At 32.6% G+C, this 25,270-nt stretch carries 18 protein-coding genes; 5 read left to right on the top strand and 13 right to left on the bottom strand.

Going from position 1 to position 25,270, the window contains the following annotated elements; genetic code table 11:
* Window positions 1–105: 105 nt before the first annotated feature.
* Complete coding sequence (locus GQF63_RS17795; RefSeq protein ID WP_160370599.1) at window positions 106–1,104, bottom strand: response regulator; 999 nt, start codon at window positions 1,102–1,104, stop codon at window positions 106–108.
* 330 nt (window positions 1,105–1,434) lie between these two features.
* Between GQF63_RS17795 and GQF63_RS17790 the strand changes: the two genes are divergently transcribed.
* Window positions 1,435–1,599: a hypothetical protein gene (locus tag GQF63_RS17790; RefSeq protein WP_160370598.1), complete on the top strand. Its 165-nt coding sequence runs from the start codon at window positions 1,435–1,437 to the stop codon at window positions 1,597–1,599.
* Window positions 1,600–2,411: 812 nt separating this feature from the next.
* Here GQF63_RS17790 and GQF63_RS17785 read toward each other — a convergent pair.
* From GQF63_RS17785 to GQF63_RS17770, 4 genes are all read right to left on the bottom strand, one after another.
* Entirely contained in the window at window positions 2,412–3,242 is an 831-nt protein-coding gene (locus tag GQF63_RS17785) for a hypothetical protein (protein ID WP_160370597.1), read from the bottom strand.
* 195 nt (window positions 3,243–3,437) lie between these two features.
* On the bottom strand, window positions 3,438–4,220 hold the full coding sequence (locus GQF63_RS17780) for a hypothetical protein (protein ID WP_160370596.1): 783 nt from the start codon (window positions 4,218–4,220) through the stop codon (window positions 3,438–3,440).
* A 434-nt stretch (window positions 4,221–4,654) separates the two neighbouring features.
* Window positions 4,655–5,380 (bottom strand): anti-sigma factor, encoded by a 726-nt coding sequence (locus tag GQF63_RS17775; protein WP_160370595.1) that lies wholly within the window; start codon window positions 5,378–5,380, stop codon window positions 4,655–4,657.
* Window positions 5,377–5,913, bottom strand: a complete 537-nt coding sequence (locus GQF63_RS17770) for an RNA polymerase sigma factor (RefSeq protein ID WP_160370594.1) — start codon at window positions 5,911–5,913, stop codon at window positions 5,377–5,379. Before GQF63_RS17770 ends, GQF63_RS17775 begins: the two co-directional genes overlap by 4 nt.
* A gap of 119 nt (window positions 5,914–6,032) precedes the next feature.
* Here GQF63_RS17770 and GQF63_RS17765 point away from each other — a divergent pair, with 119 nt between their 5' ends.
* Entirely contained in the window at window positions 6,033–8,024 is a 1,992-nt protein-coding gene (locus GQF63_RS17765) for a DUF7849 domain-containing protein (RefSeq protein WP_160370593.1), read from the top strand.
* Between the two features lie 179 nt (window positions 8,025–8,203).
* Window positions 8,204–10,567, top strand: a complete 2,364-nt coding sequence (locus tag GQF63_RS17760; protein ID WP_160370592.1) for a CHAT domain-containing protein — start codon at window positions 8,204–8,206, stop codon at window positions 10,565–10,567.
* Between the two features lie 149 nt (window positions 10,568–10,716).
* On the opposite strand, the gene GQF63_RS17755 is transcribed toward GQF63_RS17760, so the two are convergent.
* Entirely contained in the window at window positions 10,717–11,769 is a 1,053-nt protein-coding gene (locus tag GQF63_RS17755; RefSeq protein ID WP_160370591.1) for a linear amide C-N hydrolase, read from the bottom strand.
* A 187-nt stretch (window positions 11,770–11,956) separates the two neighbouring features.
* On the opposite strand from GQF63_RS17755, the gene GQF63_RS17750 reads away from it, so the two are divergent.
* Window positions 11,957–12,613 (top strand): hypothetical protein, encoded by a 657-nt coding sequence (locus GQF63_RS17750; RefSeq protein ID WP_160370590.1) that lies wholly within the window; start codon window positions 11,957–11,959, stop codon window positions 12,611–12,613.
* Between the two features lie 275 nt (window positions 12,614–12,888).
* Here GQF63_RS17750 and GQF63_RS17745 read toward each other — a convergent pair whose 3' ends face one another.
* The 7 genes from GQF63_RS17745 to idi all read right to left on the bottom strand — a co-directional run bounded on the left by GQF63_RS17745 (window position 12,889) and on the right by idi (window position 23,845).
* On the bottom strand, window positions 12,889–14,823 hold the full coding sequence (locus GQF63_RS17745; RefSeq protein WP_160370589.1) for a TlpA disulfide reductase family protein: 1,935 nt from the start codon (window positions 14,821–14,823) through the stop codon (window positions 12,889–12,891).
* On the bottom strand, window positions 14,810–16,192 hold the full coding sequence (locus GQF63_RS17740) for a RagB/SusD family nutrient uptake outer membrane protein (protein WP_160370588.1): 1,383 nt from the start codon (window positions 16,190–16,192) through the stop codon (window positions 14,810–14,812). The genes GQF63_RS17745 and GQF63_RS17740 overlap by 14 nt, the downstream gene beginning before the upstream one ends.
* Before the next feature lie 24 nt (window positions 16,193–16,216).
* Window positions 16,217–19,462 carry a SusC/RagA family TonB-linked outer membrane protein gene (locus GQF63_RS17735; RefSeq protein ID WP_160370587.1) on the bottom strand — a complete coding sequence of 1,082 codons (3,246 nt, stop codon included), beginning with the start codon at window positions 19,460–19,462 and terminating at the stop codon, window positions 16,217–16,219.
* Window positions 19,463–19,491: 29 nt separating this feature from the next.
* Complete coding sequence (locus GQF63_RS17730) at window positions 19,492–20,592, bottom strand: FecR family protein (protein WP_160370586.1); 1,101 nt, start codon at window positions 20,590–20,592, stop codon at window positions 19,492–19,494.
* Between the two features lie 42 nt (window positions 20,593–20,634).
* Window positions 20,635–21,165 (bottom strand): RNA polymerase sigma factor, encoded by a 531-nt coding sequence (locus tag GQF63_RS17725; protein ID WP_160370585.1) that lies wholly within the window; start codon window positions 21,163–21,165, stop codon window positions 20,635–20,637.
* A gap of 1,060 nt (window positions 21,166–22,225) precedes the next feature.
* Complete coding sequence (locus tag GQF63_RS17720) at window positions 22,226–22,792, bottom strand: YciE/YciF ferroxidase family protein (RefSeq protein WP_160370584.1); 567 nt, start codon at window positions 22,790–22,792, stop codon at window positions 22,226–22,228.
* Between the two features lie 537 nt (window positions 22,793–23,329).
* Window positions 23,330–23,845, bottom strand: coding sequence for an isopentenyl-diphosphate Delta-isomerase (idi, locus tag GQF63_RS17715; RefSeq protein ID WP_160370583.1), 516 nt, complete (start codon window positions 23,843–23,845; stop codon window positions 23,330–23,332).
* A gap of 768 nt (window positions 23,846–24,613) precedes the next feature.
* Here idi and GQF63_RS17710 point away from each other — a divergent pair.
* Window positions 24,614–25,270: a winged helix DNA-binding protein gene (locus GQF63_RS17710; RefSeq protein WP_160370582.1), complete on the top strand. Its 657-nt coding sequence runs from the start codon at window positions 24,614–24,616 to the stop codon at window positions 25,268–25,270.

The raw sequence follows: 25,270 nt of genomic DNA, 5'->3' as shown, positions 1-25,270 counted from the left end.
AAATCTGAGAGAATACGTTTATATTTACCATGGCGATGGATCAATTTTGGCGAATTAAATATAGCATTCCCTGCTGTATAAATCCACCGCCATTTTTTCCCTCGTTTAGGACGCTACTGTTGAAATATCTAATAAATCTTCTACCAAAGATTGTAATTTTTCAGATTGTTCCTTTACTTTACTTATATAGGCATATGCCTTATGTTCATTAATATCTTGCATTGCTCTCAGTGCAATTTGAGAAAAAGCTTTAATACTGGTCAAAGGAGTTTTAAGTTCATGGCTTGCCACACTTAAAAATTCGTCCTTCTTTTTTTCTAGTTGTTTCCTTTCATCAATATCCGTTAATGTGCCTACCCATTTAATCTCATTATTCTGTTTAAAAACGGGTGTCATTTTCAACAAATGGTAACGGTAAGAGTTAGCGTGAAGTTTTTTAAGTCTAATTTCTTTCTCGAATGGTTCAAACAATTCCTGATGAAGTGACCAAGTGTCCAATACCCCTTGATCATCAGGATGTATCACAGGGCACGATGCTATATTTGGCGAATATTTAAGCCATTCTTGATTAACAAATTCAATAGTCCCTTTACCATCTAAGGTAAATGCAATCTGAGGCAATGATTCGAGTATTGAATTTACTTCTTCAAACTTAAGTTTTAACTGCTCTTGCGCAAGCTTCCGCTGAGTGACTTCTTTTTGCAGGTCTTTTTGCATTTTTTGAAGCGTAGAAGTTTGCTCATATAATCTGTAAAATGTTTTAACCTTTAATAATAGAATGTCAGGATCAACAGGTTTAGCTATGTAATCAATGCCTCCGGAGGCATACCCTTTAGCGATAAATTTTTTCTCTTTATTTACAGCAGTTAGAAAAATTATAGGAATATCCTTTGTTTTATTAATTCCGGTTAATGTCTCCGCTACTTCGAAGCCATCCATTTCAGGCATTTGAACGTCTAAAATTATTAAGGCATAATCATTTTTCAAACTCTTTTTTAATGCTTCCTCACCGGAGAGTGCTGCGTCAGTCTTAAAACCTTTACTCTGCAAAGTTACCTCAAGAGAGAATATATTCTCTGGCTTATCGTCAACAATTAGAATCATAGAATGAAATTTCTATTATATTATTACATGAAAATTTGGACCTGAAATCTTATTGGCTCTAAAATATTAAAAATGTAGTGAAATGTTTACATATTTATAGTATTCTAACACAATATTAAGTACTATATGCTTCTTGAATAATTTAAATTATATACTTACTAAAAGGTGTAAAAATTTTCAGATTTTTAGCCATCATTATTATATTTAAAAATTCGTCTAAATTGTTCAAAAATTTTTAATGCACTGTGGGGATTAATACGTGTTTTTAATTTTTGCATTTAACTATTCGGATTGAGGTTTGTCAAGTATATAACAAAATCCTTAAATGCCATGAAAGACAATGAGATCGATGTCGAAAAATTAATTGAGAAATATGCACGATATATAATGAATTCTCACTCCTTATATATTGCTGATAAATATATTGAGAAGGTGCTTGCAGATTATCCTGAACTTTGTGAAAAAGTAAAAAGAGCTATTAGAAAAGACGTGTAAACTATCTTATTTTCGCATGGATATTCATCGACATTCTTTAATATACTCGTTGTTTACAATATGTCAATCTATTTTACGAGATACTATTGACAACAATAAGATTGAATGCAATCAGAATCCTCTAGTACCTTAACTTCCTTTGAACTTATATGCTCCTTCTTAGTTAACTCCTAGAATCCATTATGGAATATTTTTAGGTTCAGAAAAATATCCTCAAAAGTTTACGCTCGCAGGGAGTAAAAATAAAGTTACATTTGCACGTTTCTACCTAGATTCTATACCTCTATCCCCAATAATCAGCCAGAGCCGCTATCATTCCATATCTCAATTTTTATTTCTTCAATTAAGCCTGGGAAATTGTCTACTTTGCGTAGAAGTTAAAGCGGTATTTTGCAAAATTATTATGGCTTCAAGCTTTCATCTACCTATCAACATTATTTCCTTTTGCTTGAAATTTTCGATTGTTTGGATTTTTTATATACCAATTTGTGAAGGGATAGATAGAATTATTAATGCGTTTCTCTATTTTATTTAATCATTTTAATAGTTCATCAAGTTCATACCCACACATTTCAGAATGGATTCTCTAAAATGGTCTCTTAAAAAAAATCCCGTCATAAGATTGACGGGATTTTTCTTTTTTATAAAGTAGGGCAATTTCCCAAAATCTTCACATTATTGATTAAACTTTTTATATAATACTAAAAGAATATTACAGTGTATCAAATTACAAGTTTTTAAGCAATAGATATTTAGTGAAAAAGAATTAAGAATTCTATTGTTGTCCAGAAGTTTAAAACTGGCAGAAATTTTTAATGCCATGACCAGTTCCAACTATCTTGCAATACAGCGGCCGCACTGGCTAATGCTGCCCCTGGGCCTGGACTCACACCTTCAATGATAGCTGAAACCACAGCACCTCCTGAATCCGCCCTTACCACATCACAAGTGTGACAAGAACTGTGTGGGTATGCTGCTAAATCTTGAAACGATCCATAGCTTGGACTTTTCTCCTTTTGAATATATTTCACGTTATGCCAATAAGCCGCAGAATATCGAGCGATTGCGTATTGGGTAAGACGGGCATTTTGCTGTTCTTGGGTCAATTTTTCATTTTTCAGAACGTAATCTTCCAATTCTTTAACTTTTTGGATAAATTCTAAAGTTCTATCGGTAGAACTTCCACCATTTTCATCACTCAAGAAGTTCGTGGGCAATCCAGGGAAAGTTGGAGAGGGAGTCAAGATATGGCAAATTGAAGGGAACCATCTACATAAATTGGGGGGCAGCACAGGTCCTGGTCTCCCAATTTCCATTTGATGATAGGTATCAAACAATTGTCCATAAGCTTTCACTTGGGAATCCATAAAATCCAACTTATTAACAAAGTAAAATTCTTGAGTAACCTTAAGCAACTTATCTCTATTTATTACTTTACTTGATTTTGTCGCTTGAAAAAAATAATCCAAAAACCTATTGTGAACCTCCCCCTGACTATCAAACGGGTTACTTAAATTTTGTATTTGAGATTTTGAAATCTCCAGTTCATTGTTGGATTCCAACGGTAAATCTGCTGTTTTTTTACACCCATAAAGGAATGTGACAGTGGATGCTATTATTATTAATTTTAAAATACATTTCATGATATTTAAGGTTTTAATTCCATCTTATTACAGATCATTCAAAATATCCTGCATATGGATACTAGCTGAATCATTTTTTATGACTCTGAATAAGAAAAAATTCATGTAACAATTATATTTTGGTAAAGAATTAAAGAGACTGAGATGATCTACCTCATTTAAAGGTTAGTAACAACCTGCTTTTTATCGAATGAATTAATTTAAAGCAGAGGTTACCGAACCCGAAATAGCTCCCCCCACTGCTCCTCCTACGGCGCCTGGTCCAGCTCCTACTCCTCCTGCGAAGGCACCTACTACAGCTCCACCAACTGCACCACCAACGCCACCAGCTAAGTCTGCCTTTGCAATTTGTTTAAGCCTACCCCAAAAATCTAACTTAGCTGCCTCAGGTTGAGTTTCATCATCCCATCTCTTCAAATTATCAATCCAATACTCATAACTATCTTCATAAATAGATAAGCCAACCATTATTACATGCTTTCTTTCCTTACTTAGATTTAGGAATTGTCTATCATTTAACACTTTAATAGTTTCCTTTTTAAGCTCCTCCACAGATAAGGGAGATTTAGATGCTTGATGAATTTTGTCCACAAAATTAAAACAGATTTGGTTCAGCATCGAAATTTCTGCTTCTGCTTGCGCCTCCTTTGTAATGCTTTCATCCAAGAAGCCCACTTTATATTCTTTGACAATCTTTTGGATTTTGGTTGTTTCCATGAATTGGTCTGTTAGCAGGTCGATTTTATGCATATTAGAATGATCCTTTTGAATCAATTTAAAAATATGCTCTAAACCTTCGCTGTGAAGGGGAGCAATCTTACTTTGATAGACATCAAACGCCTCTCTATCAGACATTTTAGAAAGATCTACAGTAAAATCAGAATCGAAACCTAGTTTTTCTTTTTGACATGATACTGATAACAACAACCCCATTAAAATAGATGTAATTAGGATGAATTTTGTAAAAATGTTTTTCATGATTTTTTGTTTTAAGTTTTATAATTATGAACTCTTACATCTATATAAATGAGATTCAAAAATTGTTACCCATTAAATTTCAATTTATTTAAGTTATTCATAATCTAAAAAACTCAAATTGCTTTTATATTCCGATTCGCTACTTAGAGGGATAAGTATTTCAATATAAATTTTGAGAAAAAATGTATGAATGGAATAATGTGGGAACTGATAAGTAAAGGATTGAATTAGAACTTCAAATTAGATTAAGAAAGCAATGATTTAACCTTCAACAAGAATATCATCATTTTTTTCCTTGTTGCGATTTTCAAGGCACAATTGTTATTAAGGAGAAGATCAACTCTCCACAAAAATTTTCTTTAAATAAAAATTATCCAAATTATATCAACCGAATAATCAAGGATAAAAAAAACATAGAATCTACAATTTAATTCTTATTCTATTTTCCTCAACAACTCTTGTCCCTTTTTATATACTTTACTAGTTTCTTGAATTTTATTGATTCTAGCTTGTGCATTAACCATATCCTCTAATTTAAAATAGGCTGCTGCAGCATAATAGTTTGCCTCGTTAGCAAAAACAGATGTTCCATCACCTATCACTAATAGAAATCCTAAGGCCTCTCCATAATTTTGTTCTCCAAGTAGGCTTAACCCATAGTAATAATTGTATACAACATTTGTAGGGATGGAATCAACAAGCTTTTTCAAATGGATGGAACTATTCTTATATTCTTTATTATTGAAATAGACTACTGCTTTCTCATAATGGTCGTTAGTTAAATTTTGATTTCCTCGAACTGTTTCAGATGTCATTTCTGGGAGCTCAATAGAAGGGAACTGTGTATAATAGAAAAATCTTCCCACGAAGATTAAAGATGCTGCTGCAATAACTGGTATAAACCACTTAATTAAAGGCAATATTATAGTATCTTTCTTTCCTTCTTTCTTATAACTATTTTCTGCCTCTTGAATGGAAAATCTAAGCTCATCATTATTTGGATCCAAACGTCTAGCTAAAAGTTTATGTAATTCAAGTCTCAATTCCAACTCACGCTTGAAATTAGGATCCCGTTCTAATAAATCATCGAAAATTAATTGATCCTCTTCAGTTAATACTTGATCAATATAATCTTCTATTAATTCCTCAATTGATTTCATGATTGATATCTTTTAAATACAGGATGATTTTTACACTTTTGCGCTAATTTTGACATGCATTGGCTCTTTTTTTTACGTAAATATGCATAAGAGATACCTAATGATTCGGCAATTTTTTCTTGCCTTTTCTCCTTCATACATCGGGTAATAATATCCTTGCAACTCTCACCCAGAGTGGCTAGAAGCTCCATAAGAGTATTTTCTTTATCATTTTGCAGGAGGTGCTCGTTATATTGTGATTCAGAATGGTCCTCATCATTTAATAATTGGTCTGTCAATTTTGTTACCTCCAACAATTTATTCTTCTTTAATTGATTTAACCATTTTCGTTTTGCAACCAATAAAAGGAAAGATTGAAAACTTGTAGTAAGTTGGAAGTCTTTGTGTAATGCTATATTGTAAATATCTATTAATGACTCCTGTAAAATATCAAAACCATCATCTTCTGATCCATTGTTGGATTCAATCATTCGAATCACGCTTTTGGCATATTGCGAGTAAATCAATTTAATACCTAAGGTATCATTTTTCAAAAGGGACCGAATGTGTTTTTGGTCAGAATGCATATAAATGATTAATAATATGTAAGTTTATAAGAATTTTACATATTTCATAGCAAACAACCAATTTTACTTCTATTATTTTTCAAATTATGAAACCGACGATAATTCTGTTAGTTTTATTTTTGAGTTGCCAAACAGTTTTTTCACAGGACAGTCTCTTGGTTTTGAGGGACACCTTTCCGTCGAAAATAATTACGGAATATTTAGACTCAAGCATTAGATTTAAACCAATTATTAGACCCTTATCTCCTATTCCTGGAGGAAGACAGGCTTATTATACTTATTTATGGGACTTTGGAGATGGAAACTTTAGCACAAAGGAATCTCCGGAACATCGATACGCAAAAGAAGGGGAATATGATGTTTCACTTTTTATAGTAAATAATTATGATAATGGCCCACGACCTAGGAAGCCAAAAACCAAAGTAGTTGTTGAGGCCAAATATGCCTCTAATAATAAGCATTCAAATGATTTTTATAAGCAGTTTTTTAAATCAAACCCTGTATTTCAGCTTTTCAAAAATGCAAATGCTGTTCCAGGTGAAGATATGTCTATAGTTGTAGGAGTAAATCCTCTAGCATCAAAAGGTCGTATTATTATTTTGACAAATGAAAGAACGATTAACCCAAAAGGATTTATTGTTTCTAATCAAAGTAAATACCACAACGAGATACTTGTCCCACTTAGTACTACGCATGAACTCAATACTTTATGGTCAAATATACAAGCCACGACAGTTACGAGAAGTGGGAGTCCCGATTATGGTATCATAGAGGAGATTGAGTTCAAAAACAATGAGGCAAACAAATATTTCAATCAACTCATTAGTGAATATAATACGGTTTCACAATATGATATTTCCGGTGTTCCTGGGGAAGGCCAATTTTCAATAATAAATTTAGATGTAACACCTGATATGCTTGCAGATACTAACGCAATAGTAACTGTAACAGGAATTTACATTCCTGATGGTCAAAACCCAACAATTCATAAATTAGACATCCCTATTGTTCAATCTCATGATCCAAACAAAATGTCAGTTCGACCAGCTTTGATAGATTATCGACTTCAGTTTAAGAAAAAGGAAATGATATATAAAGTTCAATTTCAAAATGATGGTGAAGGAGATGCAAAAACAATTCGATTAGAAATGAATTTTCCTGATCAAATAAATACAAAAACTTTCAAGTTGTTGAATCTTTATCCCGAATGTGACACGTGCAATACCCAAAATAAGCTTGGTTGTTATACTGTAGAAACCTTAGAGAATAAAATCACCTTTACTTTTAATGGAATAGCTCTTCCAGGATCATCATCACCCACAATTACCGATCAGGATAGTACTAAAGGCTTTATCCGTTTTACACTGCAAACCCATAAAAAGCTTCAAAACAAATCGATACCTAGTTATACAGATATTTATTTCGACAAAAATGAACCCATAAGAACTAATCGATCTACGATGAGATTTAGACCGGGCTTATCTCCAATCGTGTTTTTGGGGATTAACTCTCCTTTTGGAAGCAATGGCGATGAAACAGATAAATTAACTTCTGGCATTTCATTTGGGGTAGGAGTTGCTCCTATTGCCCCTTATAAAAAACCATATTGGCAGGCAGAGTTGTACTTCAGTAGTATTGGACAGAGTTTTCATACTTCCTTTCCAAGCCGTTCAGGTGAGATCCAAATTGGCGAAGATAATGGCCGCCCAAGGTTTGCAAAATATACTGGCATTGACTCCATCTCCCAGAAAAAGCACATTGTATTACAAATTCCTCTTCAAATGCGTTATAATTTTAATAGGTATTTTTCTGCAGGCATTGGTGCGTCATTAAAAACTAACTACCAATATTACCATCGTGAATCTTCCACCTATCATATTGCTTCAGCCGGTCCCAACACTGATCCTTTTATTATTGAAACGATAAATGAGAGGAAAGTCTTCTCGCCATTACAATTGTCATCGCTCATAGACATTAATGTCGGGAGAGTGTATCTCGGGCCAGCATTTGGAATTCGCCATCAATTTGATAAAAAATTTAAAAACAACCTTAATTTTTACTTAATGTGGCGTTTATAAGAATTATAGTTTTATTATTAGCATTTTCCATTACCTCCTGCAATCACTCGGTACCCTTAGGCAATTCGAATCCCAGCTCAATAGATAGCATTTCGAATTCTATAATTGATTCCATTGGTGAATTAGCTTATGATAATTACGATTCGTACAGCAAAAACCCGGAAGCATTTCTATCGCCTTTGGATAATAAGGCATTGAATCGTAGCCAAAAAGAAACATATTTATGGATCTTAATCAATATGGGCTATGGTTTTCAGACAAATAGTAAAATCCTTTCAAGCTGCGTTTTCTACGAGAAAGCTTTATTAATCGACTTAGAGCTAAATTTTCTAACTGAAGAGGATCGCCTCACATATATTAACAAACCATTATCAAACAATTACACCATGCTGTCTGATTATGAAAAGGCTGAAAGATTACAACTTGCTGGTATTTCAGCTTCTTCATCCGCTGAAATAAAGGCATCCTATTACAATAATTTATCTTTATTATACAGCTTTAAGGATGAATTTGAAAATTCCAAACAAGCTGCTATTACAGGATTGACCTTAACAAGAAAAGATAAACGGTTAGAACTGTATTTAATCAATAGCCTAACAAAATCCTTTTTATCATTAAACCAAATAGACTCTGCTAAAATAGCTAATCAAAATGCTTTTGAAATCCTGGATATGGTATCAATTGACAAGGATTTTGCGGCAGGGAAACGTACTACTCTACAATTAAAAGCAGAATTAGCAATTTTAGAAGATAATCGAAAGAGCGCAATTTCTTTCTTAAATCAAGCTTTAGAATTAGAATTATTACATTATCCAAACTCTCATTATCGAGAAAAAGCCAATTTATACAACCTTATTGGAGAACAACTATTATATTTTGAACAAAAGAGTTCAGCCAAAAAACATTTTGACCAAGCCCTTTCTTTACTAAACGAAAATATATCTGAGGTTCGTACCTCAAGTTACACAAAAGTCAATTTGCTCAAAAATCTAGGGATACTATATGCTAAACATGATATTGATTCTTCACTATCTTATTTTGAGCAGGCCATAATTTCAGATTTCGCCTACCAGCAAAATGTGACAAGCAAAAAGAGTCATATATTAGGTAATCAATGGAATAGAAAACTTTTGGATGTGGTATACCTTAATTTACATCCCATAAATACCTTTAGTCAGGAACAATTAACAAAATTATTATGGCTTACGGAACTAACTAAGGGCCGCTTACTATGGAACGACATAAACCGTTCAATTAATTGGAAAGTTAGTATTGATAGTCTAGGATCAATAATTTCAGAACTCCAGAAGCTATATATTAAACGGGATCTACTTAATGACAGTTCTGAGAGGATTCAAGTTGAGACAATGATTCAAAATCTAAACTCTGACTTTGATCTTAAGGAACAATATTTTACAAGGGAAATCCATATTCCAACTTTTGAATCCTTTAGAAAGTCTTTATTTAACAAAATAAATAATTGCTATGCTTATTTTATACATGAAGATAAAACAATTTCTGTTTTCCATCTTTTTAACAATAGAGTGGCATATTTCCACCTACAGGATAAAAAGATTATTGATTCCATAATATCTTTTAAAGAAACCTACTTTAGTTACAGTCCAAATGAATTTAACGAGAATCCTGCTAAATATTTCAAAATAGCTGCAAATTTTAAAGAGTTGCTATTGCCAGGTCTTGAACAGCAAACAAAAATATGCCTTTCCTTGGATAATGAACTTTATCTATTACCATTTGATGCCCTTTCTGATGGTCAAGAATTTATTGTTGAAGGCCATGATATCCAATATCAACATTCTTTATTATTTAATAGTCTTATCAGGAAGGACAAATTTTCTAATCAGCAGATCACAATATTATTTAGGGATAAATATGCTCCTCCCCTTAGCGATCTTCCTTTTGTAACCATGGAAGTCAAATCTCTAAAAAGAAATTTCGAAGTTAATATATTACCAAGTGAGAAATTATCCTTGGAGACTCTCCTTGCTGTACTTCAAAAGAATGCGGTTCTTCATGTTGCGGCTCATACTATTATTGAAGAAGATCAAGAGGCTAAGCTCATATTACATCAGCCTATATCCACTGATCAATTGAGACACTATGATTTCCATGCTCCTCTTGTGGTTTTATCAGCCTGTAATACTGCCTCTGGAAAGATACTACCGTCTGAAGGAATGGCGAGTATACACCGTGCTTTCCTTAGTAAGAGTGTCCCTGGGGTATTAGCTACCCACTGGTATGCTAACGATGCGATTACCTTAAAAATAATGGACAATTTTTATGTCGCTTTATCTAAGACCAATAATCCAATAAAATCCATATCAACAGCAAAAAGACACTATCTTAAAAACTCAAACGAACACAATCGTAATCCGTGGTACTGGGCTAATATGGCATATTATGGAATAGAAACGGAAATTGAACTTCAATCTCCATTTTGGAAAAGAGCTAGCTACGGTTTTCTCTCATTATCCATCGTTCTCTTTTTCATCGCTATTATTAAGAAAGCAAGAAAATTATAAAAAATCTTCCATGTATAAAATTTCCTGGAGCTAATACATTCAGTAACCGAAAATCAACATCGTATTCCTTATATTCTAGGAAAAGTCAATATAAATCGCCTCTACAATTAAACTTTTATTTCTCCTGACACCTGATATACAACATTTTTTTAAAGTCCTATAAACTGAAACGGAGTTGCTTTTACAAAAGATTTTGAGGTCTCTCCGGAATAGGTTTTATTGCCTGATAAATCTAACTTTTTCACCTCTGCATTTTCATTAAAATCTATCTTTTTAAGATCCACCCAGAAGGCATTGGGCGTTAAAGCTGTTTCAAAGTAATAAACCAAGTTCTTTTGATCGGCAACCGATCTCCATCTAGTTGTCGATAAATTAGGATATCCTTCTATTTCAAAGCCATAGGGAACCGATACATTTCTCATAACACTAGCTACTGATGCCACAGCTACATTTACGTTTTCGGTCTGGGGGATTGAGTTCATAAAAAAAGAAGCTCTAACAAATCTATCGGAAGCGGTTACTGAACCTGGCAAATAAACCTTACCTGGTATTTTCTCCCAGTATTTGGCAATTGCCAATTGCTGTTCATACGGGGGGTCATTGGTCATTATAGTGTAAGATGGACTATGATGAATTACTAATTTACCATTAATATATTCTAAAATCGCGCTATCACCGGAGGGATCTGAAATTGATAAATGGACTGTTGTGAACTTATCTGTTCCTGGAATAAAATCAGAAACTATTGCAAATGATTCCTTTTTTAATTCGTTAACAGCTTCCTTAACCGAAGCAAAGTTATCTAAGGTATATTGCGCCCATAAGGAAATTGAAAGGCCTTCTTTAGTACCTTTCTTGTCAAATTTTGGATATTGGGATTCAACCAACCACAACATATTTGCGACAAGTCCTTTTTCATTCATACCATCCACTACAGAAATGTCCCAAGCACTGACCGCTAAACTTCCATATTTTGAAATCCAATTGATGGAATTCTTGCCGACTTCTCCATTTCTTTTTATTCCTCGTGGAAATATCCAATGGTTAGCAGGAATTTCCAAAGAAAAATCCATAGTTCTACCTGTTAATACCAATCCATTTGGTCCTTTATACATTGCCCTTGTACAGGATTCGGCAGTTTGATAAACAGCAAATGCAATTAACAAAACCAAAGTAATTAAAAATTTTAAAAATTGAATCATAATCAAGCTAATTAAAAGTTAAAAATATGGATAGTAATAATTAATCAAATATAACGAAAAAATACGCTCGATATGGTATGACAAACCTTGGAACACTAATAAAAGAATTTACAGATTGAAACTTTAAAAATTGTTTTTATATTTTCCGAAAGTTAATGAAGTTAATACCATTTAAATAACCATATATATGCATCGATTTATTTTGTTAATCAGCTTTCTGTTTTTAAACTTAACAAGCTGGTGTCAAAATCACTCAAATTTAGAAAAGACCTTTCCAAATGGTGTTTATAAAACCAAAGAGGATTTTCTAAAAGGATTACCTAGTGAAAACCCTGAAGTTTATTTAAAAAGTTTACCGGGGGAGCATCTTGAATCTGCAGAGACAAATTCTAATCCAATTTTCTTTTATTATAAAAACACCAACAAAAAAGTAAAGAAAGTTTTTGCTATTTCGTACGAAGGAAACCTTTATATACAGGCCCTTTCGATTTTGAACAATAAGAATAAAAAAGATAAATCTATGACTACTGAATCCCCATATTGTTTTTCTCGAGTTACCATTTATGGTGAGAATTATTTATATATGGAACTAAAAATAGCAAACACTTGGAAACAAGGTTTAGGTTATGGAATCGGAGGGGCGCTAGGTGCATCGATTGCAACAAATTCGTATGAGATTAAAGGCGTTGTTTGGGACTATAGCTTTAAAGAATTTAATATTTTCAGAAGTTGTAAAGATTTCAATGTATTTATTTCAGAAAAATTGCCACAGAAAATCTTGGACTGTAGAAATAAAAACGTAAATCTCGAACATATAAGAACTTCTATTGAACTGATTAAATAATTGGTAAGGAGTTTACCCTACGGAGTTTCAGAAAGGTGTTTCTGCACTTTTTAGGTAGCAATCCAAAAAATTTATCAAATAGCTATTACTATAAGCAATTTAGAATCGCGTTAATTTTTATAAATAAATATGCTGGCAGACCAATTAAAATTTGTGTTGACCTACCAGCATTAAAAAATTCCTGTAAAGTAATAAAATCGAAACCTATTTTACTTTCCGGAGCGATCTGTTGTTATACGATTAAAACTTCAAGAAAGGAAGTGAAATATAATACATTATTTTAAATTCAGATGTCGGTTTTGCAAAACATACTCTATCATTGCGTCTAAATCTTGAAGGATTTTTTCACCTTCGGATCCTATTTTCTTAAATACAATATTTCCACTTGGATCTAACAAAAAAGTAGTAGGGATTGAGTTTACTTCTAGCTTATTATTCAACTTTTTGTCATTGTTATAATATACCGGAAAGCTATAATGCTTGTTTTTTTCAAACCAATTCCTCGCATCATCAAAGGAATTCCCACTCCCTGTATTTAACATTAAAAACATTACTTCAGGATTATCTTTATACTTTAGATAAACTTGATTTACGTATGGAAATGATGCCAAGCAAGGCAAACACCAAGTTGCCCATAAATCTACTACTACGACCTTTCCTTTCAAATCTGACGCAGTAATATTGTTTCCCTTCATATCTTGAATAGATAGTTCTTTAGGGAAGCTCTTTCCTTTGGTAATTTTCTTATCCAGGCTTATAAAATATTCACTTTTCCATTGTTTATCTAAATTGGAGAAATAATTCTGTATGCTACTTTGATCATTATTTACTTTTAGCAAACTATCTATAAGTAGTGATTTTATCTCTTGATCGTATGGAAAAAGAAGATAAGCATGATGTAGTGAATGGCTTTCTTGTTCTTTTAAACCAATATCTCGGGAAAGTTTGGCAACATATAATAATATTTCTTTTGATTGGGTCAATTTGATATTTCTTTCTATTAAATCTTTCCCTTTATCTAGATTTCCCTTTTTAATTTCTATGACTCCTTTTCGGAGTAAAACTTCCGCGTTAATTTCAGAAATTTTTTGATCTCTGTCGGCAACAAAAGAGCGTAGATGACCAGTTTCAGGGAAGAAACGTACTAAACTTACCGGATACTCGAGTATATTCTCTAATACTAAATTATTAAGGAATTCTGCTTTGTCTAGAAGTGTGTTTTTCTCCAGTAGAAGGTCTACATATTCTAAGTAGGTACGCCAGATATAAGGATTTTCTTGTTCTTCTAAAATAAGTGGAAAGTATTTTTTGGCTTGTTCAACTTCCCCCTTATTAAGATGATACTTGAACAAGTATACGTATGCCTCTTGGAAAGCATGTTGATTATCGTTATTTTTCAGCCTTAACAGCTGGTTAATATTATCTAAAGTCTCCACCGTGTCTGTATTATGTAGGACTTTATTTAGTTTATATGAAATTCCCAATTTAGAGGATGGAAATTCATTAATTACGACATTTCTTATGGAGTCCACTTTAGATTTTTCGCCCAGTATTAGGAATCCCATTGTTACTTTATTAAGGTTTCCATCACTTGTTGGGGCACTCCTAAATTTCCTTTCTATTACCTGTAAAGCTTGTTTTCTTAAATTTTCATGTTCTTTTGGATTGGAAGCTTTCTGCATTTGAAATTGGAGAATTTTCAGATTATTTTCATAGTTATTAGGATAGTTTCTTTTTTCAATTAAAAAGTTTTTCATTTGCTGTTCCCAGAGTTGCTGCGAGTTTCTATTTTGAATCGCTGTACTGTATCCTTTAGCTAAATAGTTCCCTTCTTTCAATTTACCATTTTCATAAACAAAAATCTCATAATGTGTTGTATCTGTGGGTCTAATAATAAGCTCTTTATTTTCATCAGTGATATAAAAAGAACTGTAATTCGCATAAAACGGCAATTGGAATTTGACCCACCATTTATCGCCCGAACGATTCATTTCTAAGCTTTGAGGCATTTCATAGAAATTTGAAGAGCTGAACTGAAGAAACATTTTATTGTTCGTGTTCGTTAAATTCGGCGCACTCAGTTCAATTGATACAGAGTCCTTGGGCTGAGGCATTGTTGGATAGATTTTTACATCGTACTTTTGCCCCGATAAATTAAGGCAAATAAGAATTTGCAAGAATGTGATTGGGATAAAGTTAGTTTTCATCATTTTGTTTTAACTGTGGGTTGCTCAATAGAATTGATTGTGGGATTGGGATTCTGGTATCATCCTGCGTAAAATTCCCTTTAGTTTGAGACAGAACTGTGACTGCTCGTTTGGTTCTATTAAGATCAAACCAGCGGTGCCCCCATTCTCCTAATAATTCTAAATGTTTTTCTTTTTCAATTGCTAATGCTACCTGTTCATCACTCAAAGGTTCCACCAATGGTTGAAGTCCTGCTCTTTTACGAATAATGTTTATATCCGATAATGCCAGGGCTTTTTTATTGAGTTTCAATCTTGCTTCAGCTCGTATAAGATACTGCTCTGCGAGTCTTAGAACCATATTATATTCAGTCACTGGGTTACCAATATTAGTTCTTACCTTATATTTATAAGGAAGGTAATAAGTTCCAGATGCGATGGTATATGGTTTTAACCAATCTTGCTTTCTTTTATCTTGCTGTTCAAAACTATCCATTGTACTTTCAAATACATTATAATATCCGCGAGCGGTGGGATTGGCAGGTACGAAAGTAAAACCCTCCCAAGTATTTACCCCAGCAGTAGACTTATTAACTGTTTGAATTTGCCATATAGCCTCTTGACTTGTTTTAAGAAAGACGTCATTCAAATTATCTAATAATTTATACCTAGAGTCCTCAATAACTTTGGTTGAATGGATCTCTGCATTTTCCCAATCTCCTTTATAAAGGTATACTCTTGCCAACAATGAGGAAGCAGTTCCTTTATTAGGTCTGACTCTTTCGCTTCCTTGATATTGTTCTTCTAAATCTGCCTCAGCTTGATTTAGATCTTCAACTAAAAATCTATAAATATCCTCCATTGTAGATTGACCTATACTATTGGCCTCGTCCACATCTGTTGTTTTAACCAGCGGAATTTTATTAAAAAGATTTACTAAATAAAAATATTGAAAGCTTCGAGCAAACCTTGCCTCACCCGAAATTTGCTTTTTCACTTTCTCAGGTAAGGAGGATTTTTCTATACCTTCAATTATTTTATTGGCATGTCCTATAAAACCATATGGTTGTATCCACAACCTATCTAAATAACTACTATTAGAAGTGATGTTATTCAATTTATATTCATCGTAGCTTGTAAAAGCTGAATAGTAATCATCTGCAGTTGATGCCATTAATATGGCAAGCAATCCTGAATTGAATTGATTATTAAAACTATTCATGTTGCTATATAATCCTAGAATCGTTGCTTCAGCAGATTTCGGATCTTGAAATGCATTTTCTGCAGAGACTTGATCCTTTGGCGGGCCGGTCTCTAAAAAACTATCACAGGCATATAATAGGAGGCTGCTAAAGAGAAGAATAGTTATTGTGGGAAATTTTAAATTTTTCATAATATATTTATTGGCTAAGGTGTGTTAAAAACTAAGTTGAACCGCAAAAGTATATGTTCTTATGCTAGGTGTAGATGTGGTTTTCACCGATCCGAATGGATTGACTTGCGAAACATATGTTCTATCGAATCCTTGCATTTCCGGATCCATTCCTCTAAATGATGTCCAAGTAAATAGATTTTGGGCTGCAAGATTAATCCGAAATTCAGGTACATTAATTAATTTACTAAATTTGGAGAAATCATAACTTAAAGAAACATTCTTCAATCGAATAAACGAGGCATCTCCCCATACAGCAGATGAGTATCTATAGTAATTTCTAAAGTTAGTATAAGCCTCATTAGATGCAGTGGTTGTAGCCCGAGGAACATCTGTTATATCTCCTGGTTTTTGCCACCTCCCCAACACACTTTCATCCATATTTGATAATGCACCAATATGGCTTGCCATTGGTCCATATCCAATAGTTGGTCCTTCTTGTTTTACAAATTGCAATAAAAAACTCAAAGAAAGTTCTTTATAGTTTATACTATTGTTTAATCCTCCATAAAATCTCGGCATAAGGTTGCCTAGGACAACGTAATCTGTATTTTCATATAGATTTCCATCGCCATCGACATCCTGATAATTCCCTAAACCTGTTTGAGGGTCTACACCAATAAATCTATAACCCTTCACCACTCTCACGGACTCTCCAATTACATAACTATTAGCTGATGAAGAATTTTCTAAATCTGGGTAAGAGAGCAATTTATTTTTTGGGAATGTTAAATTAAACTGGCTATTCCAATTAAAATTAGCTTTACGAATATTGGTAGTATTAAGTTCAAATTCCACGCCACTATTCTCTACTAATGCTGGCTGATTCCCAAAATAGGATTCGAATCCTGTTTGTGGAGCTAAGGTTATATCGATAAGCTGGTTGCCAGATCTATTATTATAGTAATTTGTTGTTAAGAATATTCGGTCGTTGAAGAACCCTAAATCAATTGCTATTTCTCTTTTTTTGTTCTCTTCCCATTTAAAATTTGGATTATATACTCTGGCAGGAGATAGACCAGCCAAATTTTGATAAGGCAATCCTGGCTCCCAGGTGTCTAGATATTGATAATTACCAATTTGGTCATTCCCTGTCAGTCCTAGGCTTCCTCGTAGCTTTCCGAAGCTGAGTACAGATTGGTTTTCAAAGAATTTTTCCTTAGAAAATATCCAGGCAATCCCTATTGATCCAAAGTTCCCGTATCTATTATTAGGACCAAACCTTGAAGATCCATCCCTCCGGCCGCTAAAGTTTATTAAATACTTCTCATCATAGGTATAGCTGATTCGGGAAAAAACAGATTGATAACGATAATCTCCATATTGATAATCTCCTACTGTTAATGTACCTGCCGCATGTATATTATCCAGCTGACTATCTGATGGATAACTTGTTCCATTGAAAAATTTCCCCTCGTTGATCGCCTTTTGCCATGTACCACCGAGTAAAAAATTAAACTGATGTTTATTGATTTCTTTACTATAATTTAATTGAGGTTCAAATATGACAGAGTTAAAATCAGAATTACCATACCTGGCCGATCCAACAGTATTATTTAGGGGATTAAAACTTGAACTTGGTATGGTCTGTAATTGATCCATTTTTTGAAATTGGTAGCCTAGGTTAATTTTCGCTTCAAAACCAGGAATAAAAAGGTAACTTAAGCTAGTATTTGCAAGTAAGGATTTCGTTCTGCTAATACTGTTTCGTTCTAAATATGCCATCGGATTTTGTAAGCTTGTACCAAACCAATAATAGCTTCCGTCAGTATTATATAAAGGATAGTTAGGGGCTAAATTATAATATTGAGCAAGATCTGTGGCCAACGTATTATTCTTATCAGCATTAAAATTAGCAGCTGCGTTAATTCTAAATTTTCCATTTTTTGATTGGTTGGAAACACTTAGCATCCCGCCTCCTCTTTTATAATTTTGGTCTCCCGGCAATACATCACCTTGCTTTACGAAGCTGCCACTAAAGAGGTACTGTAACGTTGAAGTTCCTCCATTAAAAGAGAGTTGCATAGAATTGAAGGAGGCATTTTGACCAAATAATTCTTTTTGCCAGTTATAATTTTGATTTTGATCCCATATAGTTAAATCAGGGGCATTCGTTTCATTGGCTTGAGCATTATCGTTTTTAAATGCTTCCCTTCTTATTTCCAGAAACTCTTCAGTATCCATCATCTTCAATGTCTGAATCGCATGTGAGTTCCCTACTTGAAGATTACCATTTATCTTCAGTTCCTGATTTTTTCCTTTTTTTGTGGTAATTAAAACAACACCATTTGCGGCTCTTGATCCATAAATAGCGGTTGCATCAGCATCCTTTAACACGTCAATTCTCTCTATATCTCGAGGATTAATTATAGAAAGTGGGCTCTGATTTCCTCCTGCAGTAATAAACTGATTCATATTATTATCTGAAAAAGGAACACCATCTATTATATAGAGTGGGCTATTCCCATTATTAATAGAGTTTGCTCCTCTAAGCTGTACATTGAAAGATGCTCCTGGTAATCCACTATTTGCTGAAATATTCAATCCGGCAATACGTCCTTGCATAGCGGCTAGAGGATCTATTACGGGCTGATTTTCTAATTCATTAGAAGTAATACTCGAAATTGAACCGACATTTTTTCGAATACTTGAGGTTCCATAACCTATTACTACGACTTCATCCAAATTACCAAGATCAGGTTCCATGGAGATGGTTTTATTATTTACATCATCACTAGGTACTTCCTTCGTTTTAAATCCCATGTATGAAAAAATTAGGGTACTGTTCTCGGGGATTGTGAGCCTAAATTCACCATTTTCATTTGTCTGAAATGTGTGATTTGTTTGCTTAATTCTGATACTTACATTAGATAGAGGTTTGAGATTCTCATCTGTAACTTTCCCCTGCACAATTTGCTGAACCGTTGCCTTGGCTGAAATCCTTTTAATAACTATTGTTTCTTTAATGATTTGATAGGTAAGTTTTTTGTTTTTAAAAACTTGATCTAAAACATACTTGATTTGTTGATTATTTACATTGACAGAGAACAACGTATTTGCGGATATTTCTTCTGGATCAAATACAAACTTATAGTTGGACCGGCTTTCAATTTCATGAATTAATTGATTGAAATTTACACGATCTAACTGAAGCGATATTTTTTGGCTATAAGCAAAACTACTGCTCCAAAATAGAAACATCATAATTAGAAAAGAAAAGTAATATTTCATAAAATTTATTATTTAGGGTTAATCGTTAATTACATACTAGGTTTAAGAAGAATATGCCTTCCTTTTAACTCCAGATCAATTCCAGAGAATTCTAAAATGGTCACTATATCTTGGAAGGCTTGGTTTCGTTTTATTTTACCACTTAAGGTCTTAGATTGATAACTAGGATCTACGCTATATGTAAAGTTATACCATCTCGCAAGCTCATTTAATATTTCGGCCAGGGGGGTATGGTCGAAAATAAAATACCCCTCCTTCCAAGCCAATTGATTGTCTAGCTCAGTTGTTTGCACCTTATTCATTCCTGAATTGCTTTCATGAGTATAAAGCTGACCTGGCTCTAATTTATATTGTTCCTGTTTATGCTCAATTTGAATAGATCCTTCTAATAAAAAAGCTTTAAGCGTTGGAGATTCTTGAGGGTAGTATTTCACATTAAAGGCAGTTCCCAAAGCAATAATTTTCGCATCAGATACATTAACTTTAAATAGTTTTTGAGGGTTTTTGGCGACCTCAAAGTACGCCTCTCCTTGTAAATATACTTCTCTAGAAAAGGAGTTATAGTTTTTTGGAATTGTTAGGGAGGATCCAGCATTTATTCTAATCCGGGTTCCGTCTGGGAGAATTGATTCAAATTCTTCGCCTTTAGCGGTAATTATTTCAACGTCCGATACAATCTTTTGATGTTGAAAGTCGAGTGTATTATTGGTGTTTTCTACCTTCTTTTGTTTATTGTTATATACAATTGTTGCTTGAAAGTTACCGGGATTTAATTCTTGATTCTGGGCAATATATGTGTACTTATCATTTAGTGTATTACTTGAAAATTCAATTAGAAAAACTGAGACAGAAATAATTAACAAAATAGCAGCCGCTGAAGACCAGTAAATTGTATTTAACTTCTTTCTCTTGGATTGAATTTCCAAAGAGTAATCCGAGATAATTTTGTCTTGAAATTTATTACGCAAATAAAAATCAATATCATCAAAATTAATATTATGATAATCGGGTTGTTTTTTCTCTGTTAGTAATTGATTATACCAGCATTCTACCTCTTCAACTTCCTTTTGAGTACATTCTTCAAGTAAATATCGATTGAGTAATTCTTCAGTGATTTTAGGGTTTGCCATCCTTCATAATTATTATTATGAGTATGACAATATAGGATGGAATTAGTGGTACATTAAAATGAGAATAAATTTTATTTTTCTTCTGAGGATCTTTAAAGCTTTGTAAACTTGCTTTTTAACAGTTCCTTCAGCAATTCCCAATTCATCTGCTATCTGCTTATAACTCATATTTTCAAAACGGCTTTTGGTAAATACGAGTTTCATTTTTTCTGGAAGATTATTTATTTCCGATTCAATAAGGTACCCCAGATCTTTTAGTCTAAGCAATTCCTCCGGAGTATTTGGAAAATTGATATTTGATGGTTTTATAGAATAAATTTCAAAATTCTTATTTAGTTTATTTCGATTTATTTTATTGATTACCACATTTCTTATAGATCTATACAGATATGCATTGTAAGATTGATAGATGGTTATTTGGTCTAAACTCTCCCAAAGATTACTAAATACTTCTTGAACGATATCTTTGGCTTCATCTTGATCCTCAAGCATTCGATAGGCATGCAAATAGAGCTTTTTCCAATGTGTTTGGTAAAGAATTGTAAATATTTCCCTTTTTTCTTGCGTCTGCATGATAATTCAATACTACAAAAATTAATCGGATATTGTTTATCTGTTGATGTATCTGACATTTAGGATACCCTGTTTTTCAAAAACTTATATTTTGTATTATATTAACTGTGCAGTTAGAATTATTCTTCCTCCTGGTCAAAATGAAGGTGTTTTTAAATTTAGTTATTAATTCAAGATTAGAATAGATAACAAAATAGAGCAATTATTTAAGATTCATGTAAAATAGGGCAATTTAGAGTAATTTAAAATTATAATGCATTTAAGTTATTTCCTTATTAGCGATTCTACAATTAAAATTTCTCGCCGCTAATAGATTGAACAATATCACAAAATCCCATACATATGTATGAATCGGGTAAACACAGTTTTTTTTATTAATGAACAAGCATTTGAAACCTTCCACCAACCTTACTATCCTATAAATTATGCCTAATGATAGTAAAATGGGCACTTCTGAATGTCCATAATCCTATAATCTTTTGCCGTTTATCAATAAATCTGAGTTATTAATAGACTGGCATATAGATTGACGGTCTGAATTGACACATTGGGCTAGATTTATCTGTCTTTGAATTTTATCGATTAGGTCTTTTCCAAATTAATTAAAAAATTACAATCTATTAAAAATGAGTGGTCATCATGGGGGAAGCATCGTCCAGACTAAAATTTCCATATCCAAAAAGAAGAGTTAACTTGCTGAATATATATTTATAAAAAGCACGAAGTATTACCCCTGCATCATTATCTAAACAACAGTATTTCTAAGTTTGAAAACTTAATGATATAATATTGGCATATTTCGGTACTTCAACCTAATTCAATATATTAAATATATGATTTTAGTTTTTTAGGTTATTACGAAAGAAAATCATTTATATACAATAAATAATATTAACAATTTAGTTTAACAAAAACTTATTCAAACAAAAAAACCACCACGTTAGAATAACTGTGGTGGAATAAAAAAATAAATGAATAAGATAATAGAGTATTATTTTAAAAAACTCCGATTTCAACACCTTGCATTAAAGAATCCTATTCATATTAAAATCAAATGAATTTACTCAGCCTTGGAATTCAGATTTGTATCTGCTATGGAGGTTAATTTTTCATCACACGATTTTTCCTCTTCTAAAGTTTTTAGTAGAAGTTTAAAAGCTTCTTTGTGATTTAACACTTTAGCAAAAGCAGCTAAAGTTCCGTACGTAGCAATCTCATAATGTTCAACTTTTTGGGAGGCAGCAATAATTCCAGCATCTCTTACAGTTCCTACTTCTGTTTCTTCCATAATACTTTTACCTTCTTCCAAAAGGCCAGCCATAGCATCACATTTTTCAGCTTTAGGCTTAACTCCTATAGATTTAAAAACTGCTTCCAAACGCTCAACATGTTCTTTAGTTTCCAAATGATGTTTTTGAATTGCAGTCTTAAGCTTTTCAGAGGAAGAATTCTTCTCCATTTTAGGCAAAGCTTTAACTAATTCTTTCTCAGCCCAGTAGATATCCTTTAAACCATCCTCAAAAAGGTCTTGTAGATTTTTTGCAGCATCAGCCTTAGCTTTAATAACCTTTGTGGGCTTGGCGTCTTTTGAAGATGCCTTTGTTGTTTTATTAGTGGTAGTTGCCATATTAGTTTATAATTTTGTATATCACTTGAACCACTGAAACGATAAAAAGTTTGATGCTTTCATATTTAGGATAAGTTATTAAAAGAAAAATAAGCACTCTATTTTTAATAAAAAGCCATGTATTATTGGGATATCTCCGTAAAATCTTCCGCCGATATTACATCCTCATAATAATCTTCTGCTGAGGAAAAATATATGCACAAGGTTTCATCTCAACCAGAAATATATTTTAAAATAATAAAGTAATTGACTTTTTTGGCTATACACAATTTTCTTTCCACGTAATGGTCTTACGTTTTTCACCAAGCTTCGCAACAGAAAGAATCTTGAGGCTTTTAACTCACCCAGGAACTTTTTGACAAATTATTCCGCTATCAATATTCTATTAAAAAAGATGCACATTTTAGTTTTTACTCCATTTTTCAAGTCTAGTTAAAGAGTCGATTAATGTCCTTTGTGCAATGAATGTTGAGTTAAATATTTTCAAATAAAACCCATAGACACTGCGATTAATATGGTTTAATTATGTGTTTATCTTTAAATCATTTTTAAAACTTTAGGAAGGGCAGCTCTAAACCAATAGGTATATCTTTCAGGATTATTTTCAACATCCTTTTTCAAATACTCCACAGAAGTCCATTTGTAATTTTCCACTTCTATATTATTTGGATAAGGTTGATTATTTGTTTTACCAATGAAAACATGATCCAGTTCATGCTCTATCAAATTGTTTTCTACTTCAATTTTATAAATAAATGAAAATAGAAATACTAAATCACAGCTTAACCCCATTTCAAACTTTAGACGTTCCGTTGCTGCATCTTTCACCTGCTCCGTAAATTGCGGATGAGAACAGCAAGCATTTGTCCATAAACCACCACCGTGATACTTACTCATTGCTCTTTGCTGTAACAACATTTCGTCTTTATCATTAAAAATGAAAACTGAAAATGCTCGATGAAGCTCTCCTTTCAAATGGGCCTCCATTTTTTCCATTTCTCCGATTGGATGATCTTGTTCATTTACAAGTACAACATTGTTTCTTTTTATCATATTTAACTAAGGTTTTGCATATTTTAATCGTATTATTAATGATTATATCAGTCAATTGCAGTACCTGCAATAATCCCTGCTTTTCTTTATTAAAAATATAATCTTGTTGCCAGTTTTCATTTGGGAAATAGACCTCTATAATCTTTCTAATAATGAATAAAGCAACATTTATTTGAAATGGTATAATTTACTCTATTAAACCATCTTTCATAAATCATTTAAGGAGCCTGTTTATATAAATGAAAATTCCCTTGATGAATCAGGAGTTGAAACTAATAACCGCTCTAACGATAAAATTGGAACAAGTTTAAAACTAAAATATAATATAGACACCCAGAAATTCTACAGATAATAAATTATTATAGCCACCTTTTGGAAAGAATAGGAGAATCCAAAGGCATTCTAGTAAATAAAAGTATCTTCCATCCCTTAATTATTCATTTATTGAAATTCAGATTACACTCAATTTGAAAATTAAGATTGTCCTTAATGGCTAATTTCCATCCGATAACTTAATTAGCAGCAGTGTTCAATTTTTGAATTTAGAATATGGTGTTTTTCAAGATAAATCTATACTGATTTTATATTTCCTTTGGTATAAACCATATCTTTTGTCACTATTTCAATAAAAGATTAATACAAAACTTAATAATCAAGAATCTTATTTGAGTATTTAAATTGGTAATAAAAAGTTAGTTTTTATATATTTTGTATATTTTTACATCAAAATAAACAATTTTAGTATATTAGTACTCTAAATAGAACGTTGTGAACTATAATTTGATTAAAAATGTACTTGATTTAGTTGAAGAATTTGAGCATGAAAAATCTAAAAAGACTAAATCTGCATTAACTGTCGATGACTTTAAGGACTGGATTGTAAGAAATTATAAATCTGGAACTTCAATTTGCGAGCCTAATTGGGAAGGTAAGGAAAAGGGCAGAAGTGCTGAAAGTGTGATAAACACATTGATAGTTCATATGAATAGATATGCAAAAAGTTATTCTAAATCAGTCATTTTCGGATCAGAGTTCGCTTCTCAAGAAGATTACATCTATCTCATCAACCTTAGGGCATTTGGCGAGATGACCAAAATGGATCTCATAAAAAAGAACGTTCATGAGAAACCTGCAGGAATGAAAGTTATTAGCAGATTGATTGCAAAAAATTGGGTTCATCAAACCGGCTCACAAACCGATAAAAGAAGTAAGGTTCTAAAAATTACTGAAAAAGGGCTTTTAGCGTTGGAAGCTCAAATGAAAAAAATCAGAAAGGCGACAGAAATTGTTACAGGAGATTTATCCCAAAGTGAAAAATTGGAGTTAATACGCATCCTAAGCAAACTCAATGATTTTCATAAGGTGATTTATGAAAGAAATATTGAGCCCGAACATTTATTAGACAATGCCTTAATTGAAAGTTAG

The organism is Sphingobacterium humi (assembly GCF_009768885.1).
In the GTDB taxonomy this organism is placed as follows: Bacteria; Bacteroidota; Bacteroidia; order Sphingobacteriales; family Sphingobacteriaceae; genus Sphingobacterium; species Sphingobacterium humi.
This window is presented reverse-complemented; position numbering and strand designations above follow the sequence as displayed.

What these genes read in the sequence shown, in the direction of transcription:
- GQF63_RS17790 (WP_160370598.1), top strand. Translation starts at nt 1,435, where the DNA reads ATGAAAGACAATGAGATCGATGTCGAAAAATTAATTGAGAAATATGCA.
- GQF63_RS17745 (WP_160370589.1), bottom strand. Translation starts at nt 14,823, where the DNA reads ATGATGAAAACTAACTTTATCCCAATCACATTCTTGCAAATTCTTATT.
- GQF63_RS17735 (WP_160370587.1), bottom strand. Translation starts at nt 19,462, where the DNA reads ATGAAATATTACTTTTCTTTTCTAATTATGATGTTTCTATTTTGGAGC.
- GQF63_RS17795 (WP_160370599.1), bottom strand. Translation starts at nt 1,104, where the DNA reads ATGATTCTAATTGTTGACGATAAGCCAGAGAATATATTCTCTCTTGAG.
- GQF63_RS17750 (WP_160370590.1), top strand. Translation starts at nt 11,957, where the DNA reads ATGCATCGATTTATTTTGTTAATCAGCTTTCTGTTTTTAAACTTAACA.
- GQF63_RS17755 (WP_160370591.1), bottom strand. Translation starts at nt 11,769, where the DNA reads ATGATTCAATTTTTAAAATTTTTAATTACTTTGGTTTTGTTAATTGCA.
- GQF63_RS17720 (WP_160370584.1), bottom strand. Translation starts at nt 22,792, where the DNA reads ATGGCAACTACCACTAATAAAACAACAAAGGCATCTTCAAAAGACGCC.
- GQF63_RS17725 (WP_160370585.1), bottom strand. Translation starts at nt 21,165, where the DNA reads ATGCAGACGCAAGAAAAAAGGGAAATATTTACAATTCTTTACCAAACA.
- GQF63_RS17780 (WP_160370596.1), bottom strand. Translation starts at nt 4,220, where the DNA reads ATGAAAAACATTTTTACAAAATTCATCCTAATTACATCTATTTTAATG.
- GQF63_RS17785 (WP_160370597.1), bottom strand. Translation starts at nt 3,242, where the DNA reads ATGAAATGTATTTTAAAATTAATAATAATAGCATCCACTGTCACATTC.
- GQF63_RS17740 (WP_160370588.1), bottom strand. Translation starts at nt 16,192, where the DNA reads ATGAAAAATTTAAAATTTCCCACAATAACTATTCTTCTCTTTAGCAGC.
- GQF63_RS17765 (WP_160370593.1), top strand. Translation starts at nt 6,033, where the DNA reads ATGAAACCGACGATAATTCTGTTAGTTTTATTTTTGAGTTGCCAAACA.
- GQF63_RS17730 (WP_160370586.1), bottom strand. Translation starts at nt 20,592, where the DNA reads ATGGCAAACCCTAAAATCACTGAAGAATTACTCAATCGATATTTACTT.
- GQF63_RS17775 (WP_160370595.1), bottom strand. Translation starts at nt 5,380, where the DNA reads ATGAAATCAATTGAGGAATTAATAGAAGATTATATTGATCAAGTATTA.
- idi (WP_160370583.1), bottom strand. Translation starts at nt 23,845, where the DNA reads ATGATAAAAAGAAACAATGTTGTACTTGTAAATGAACAAGATCATCCA.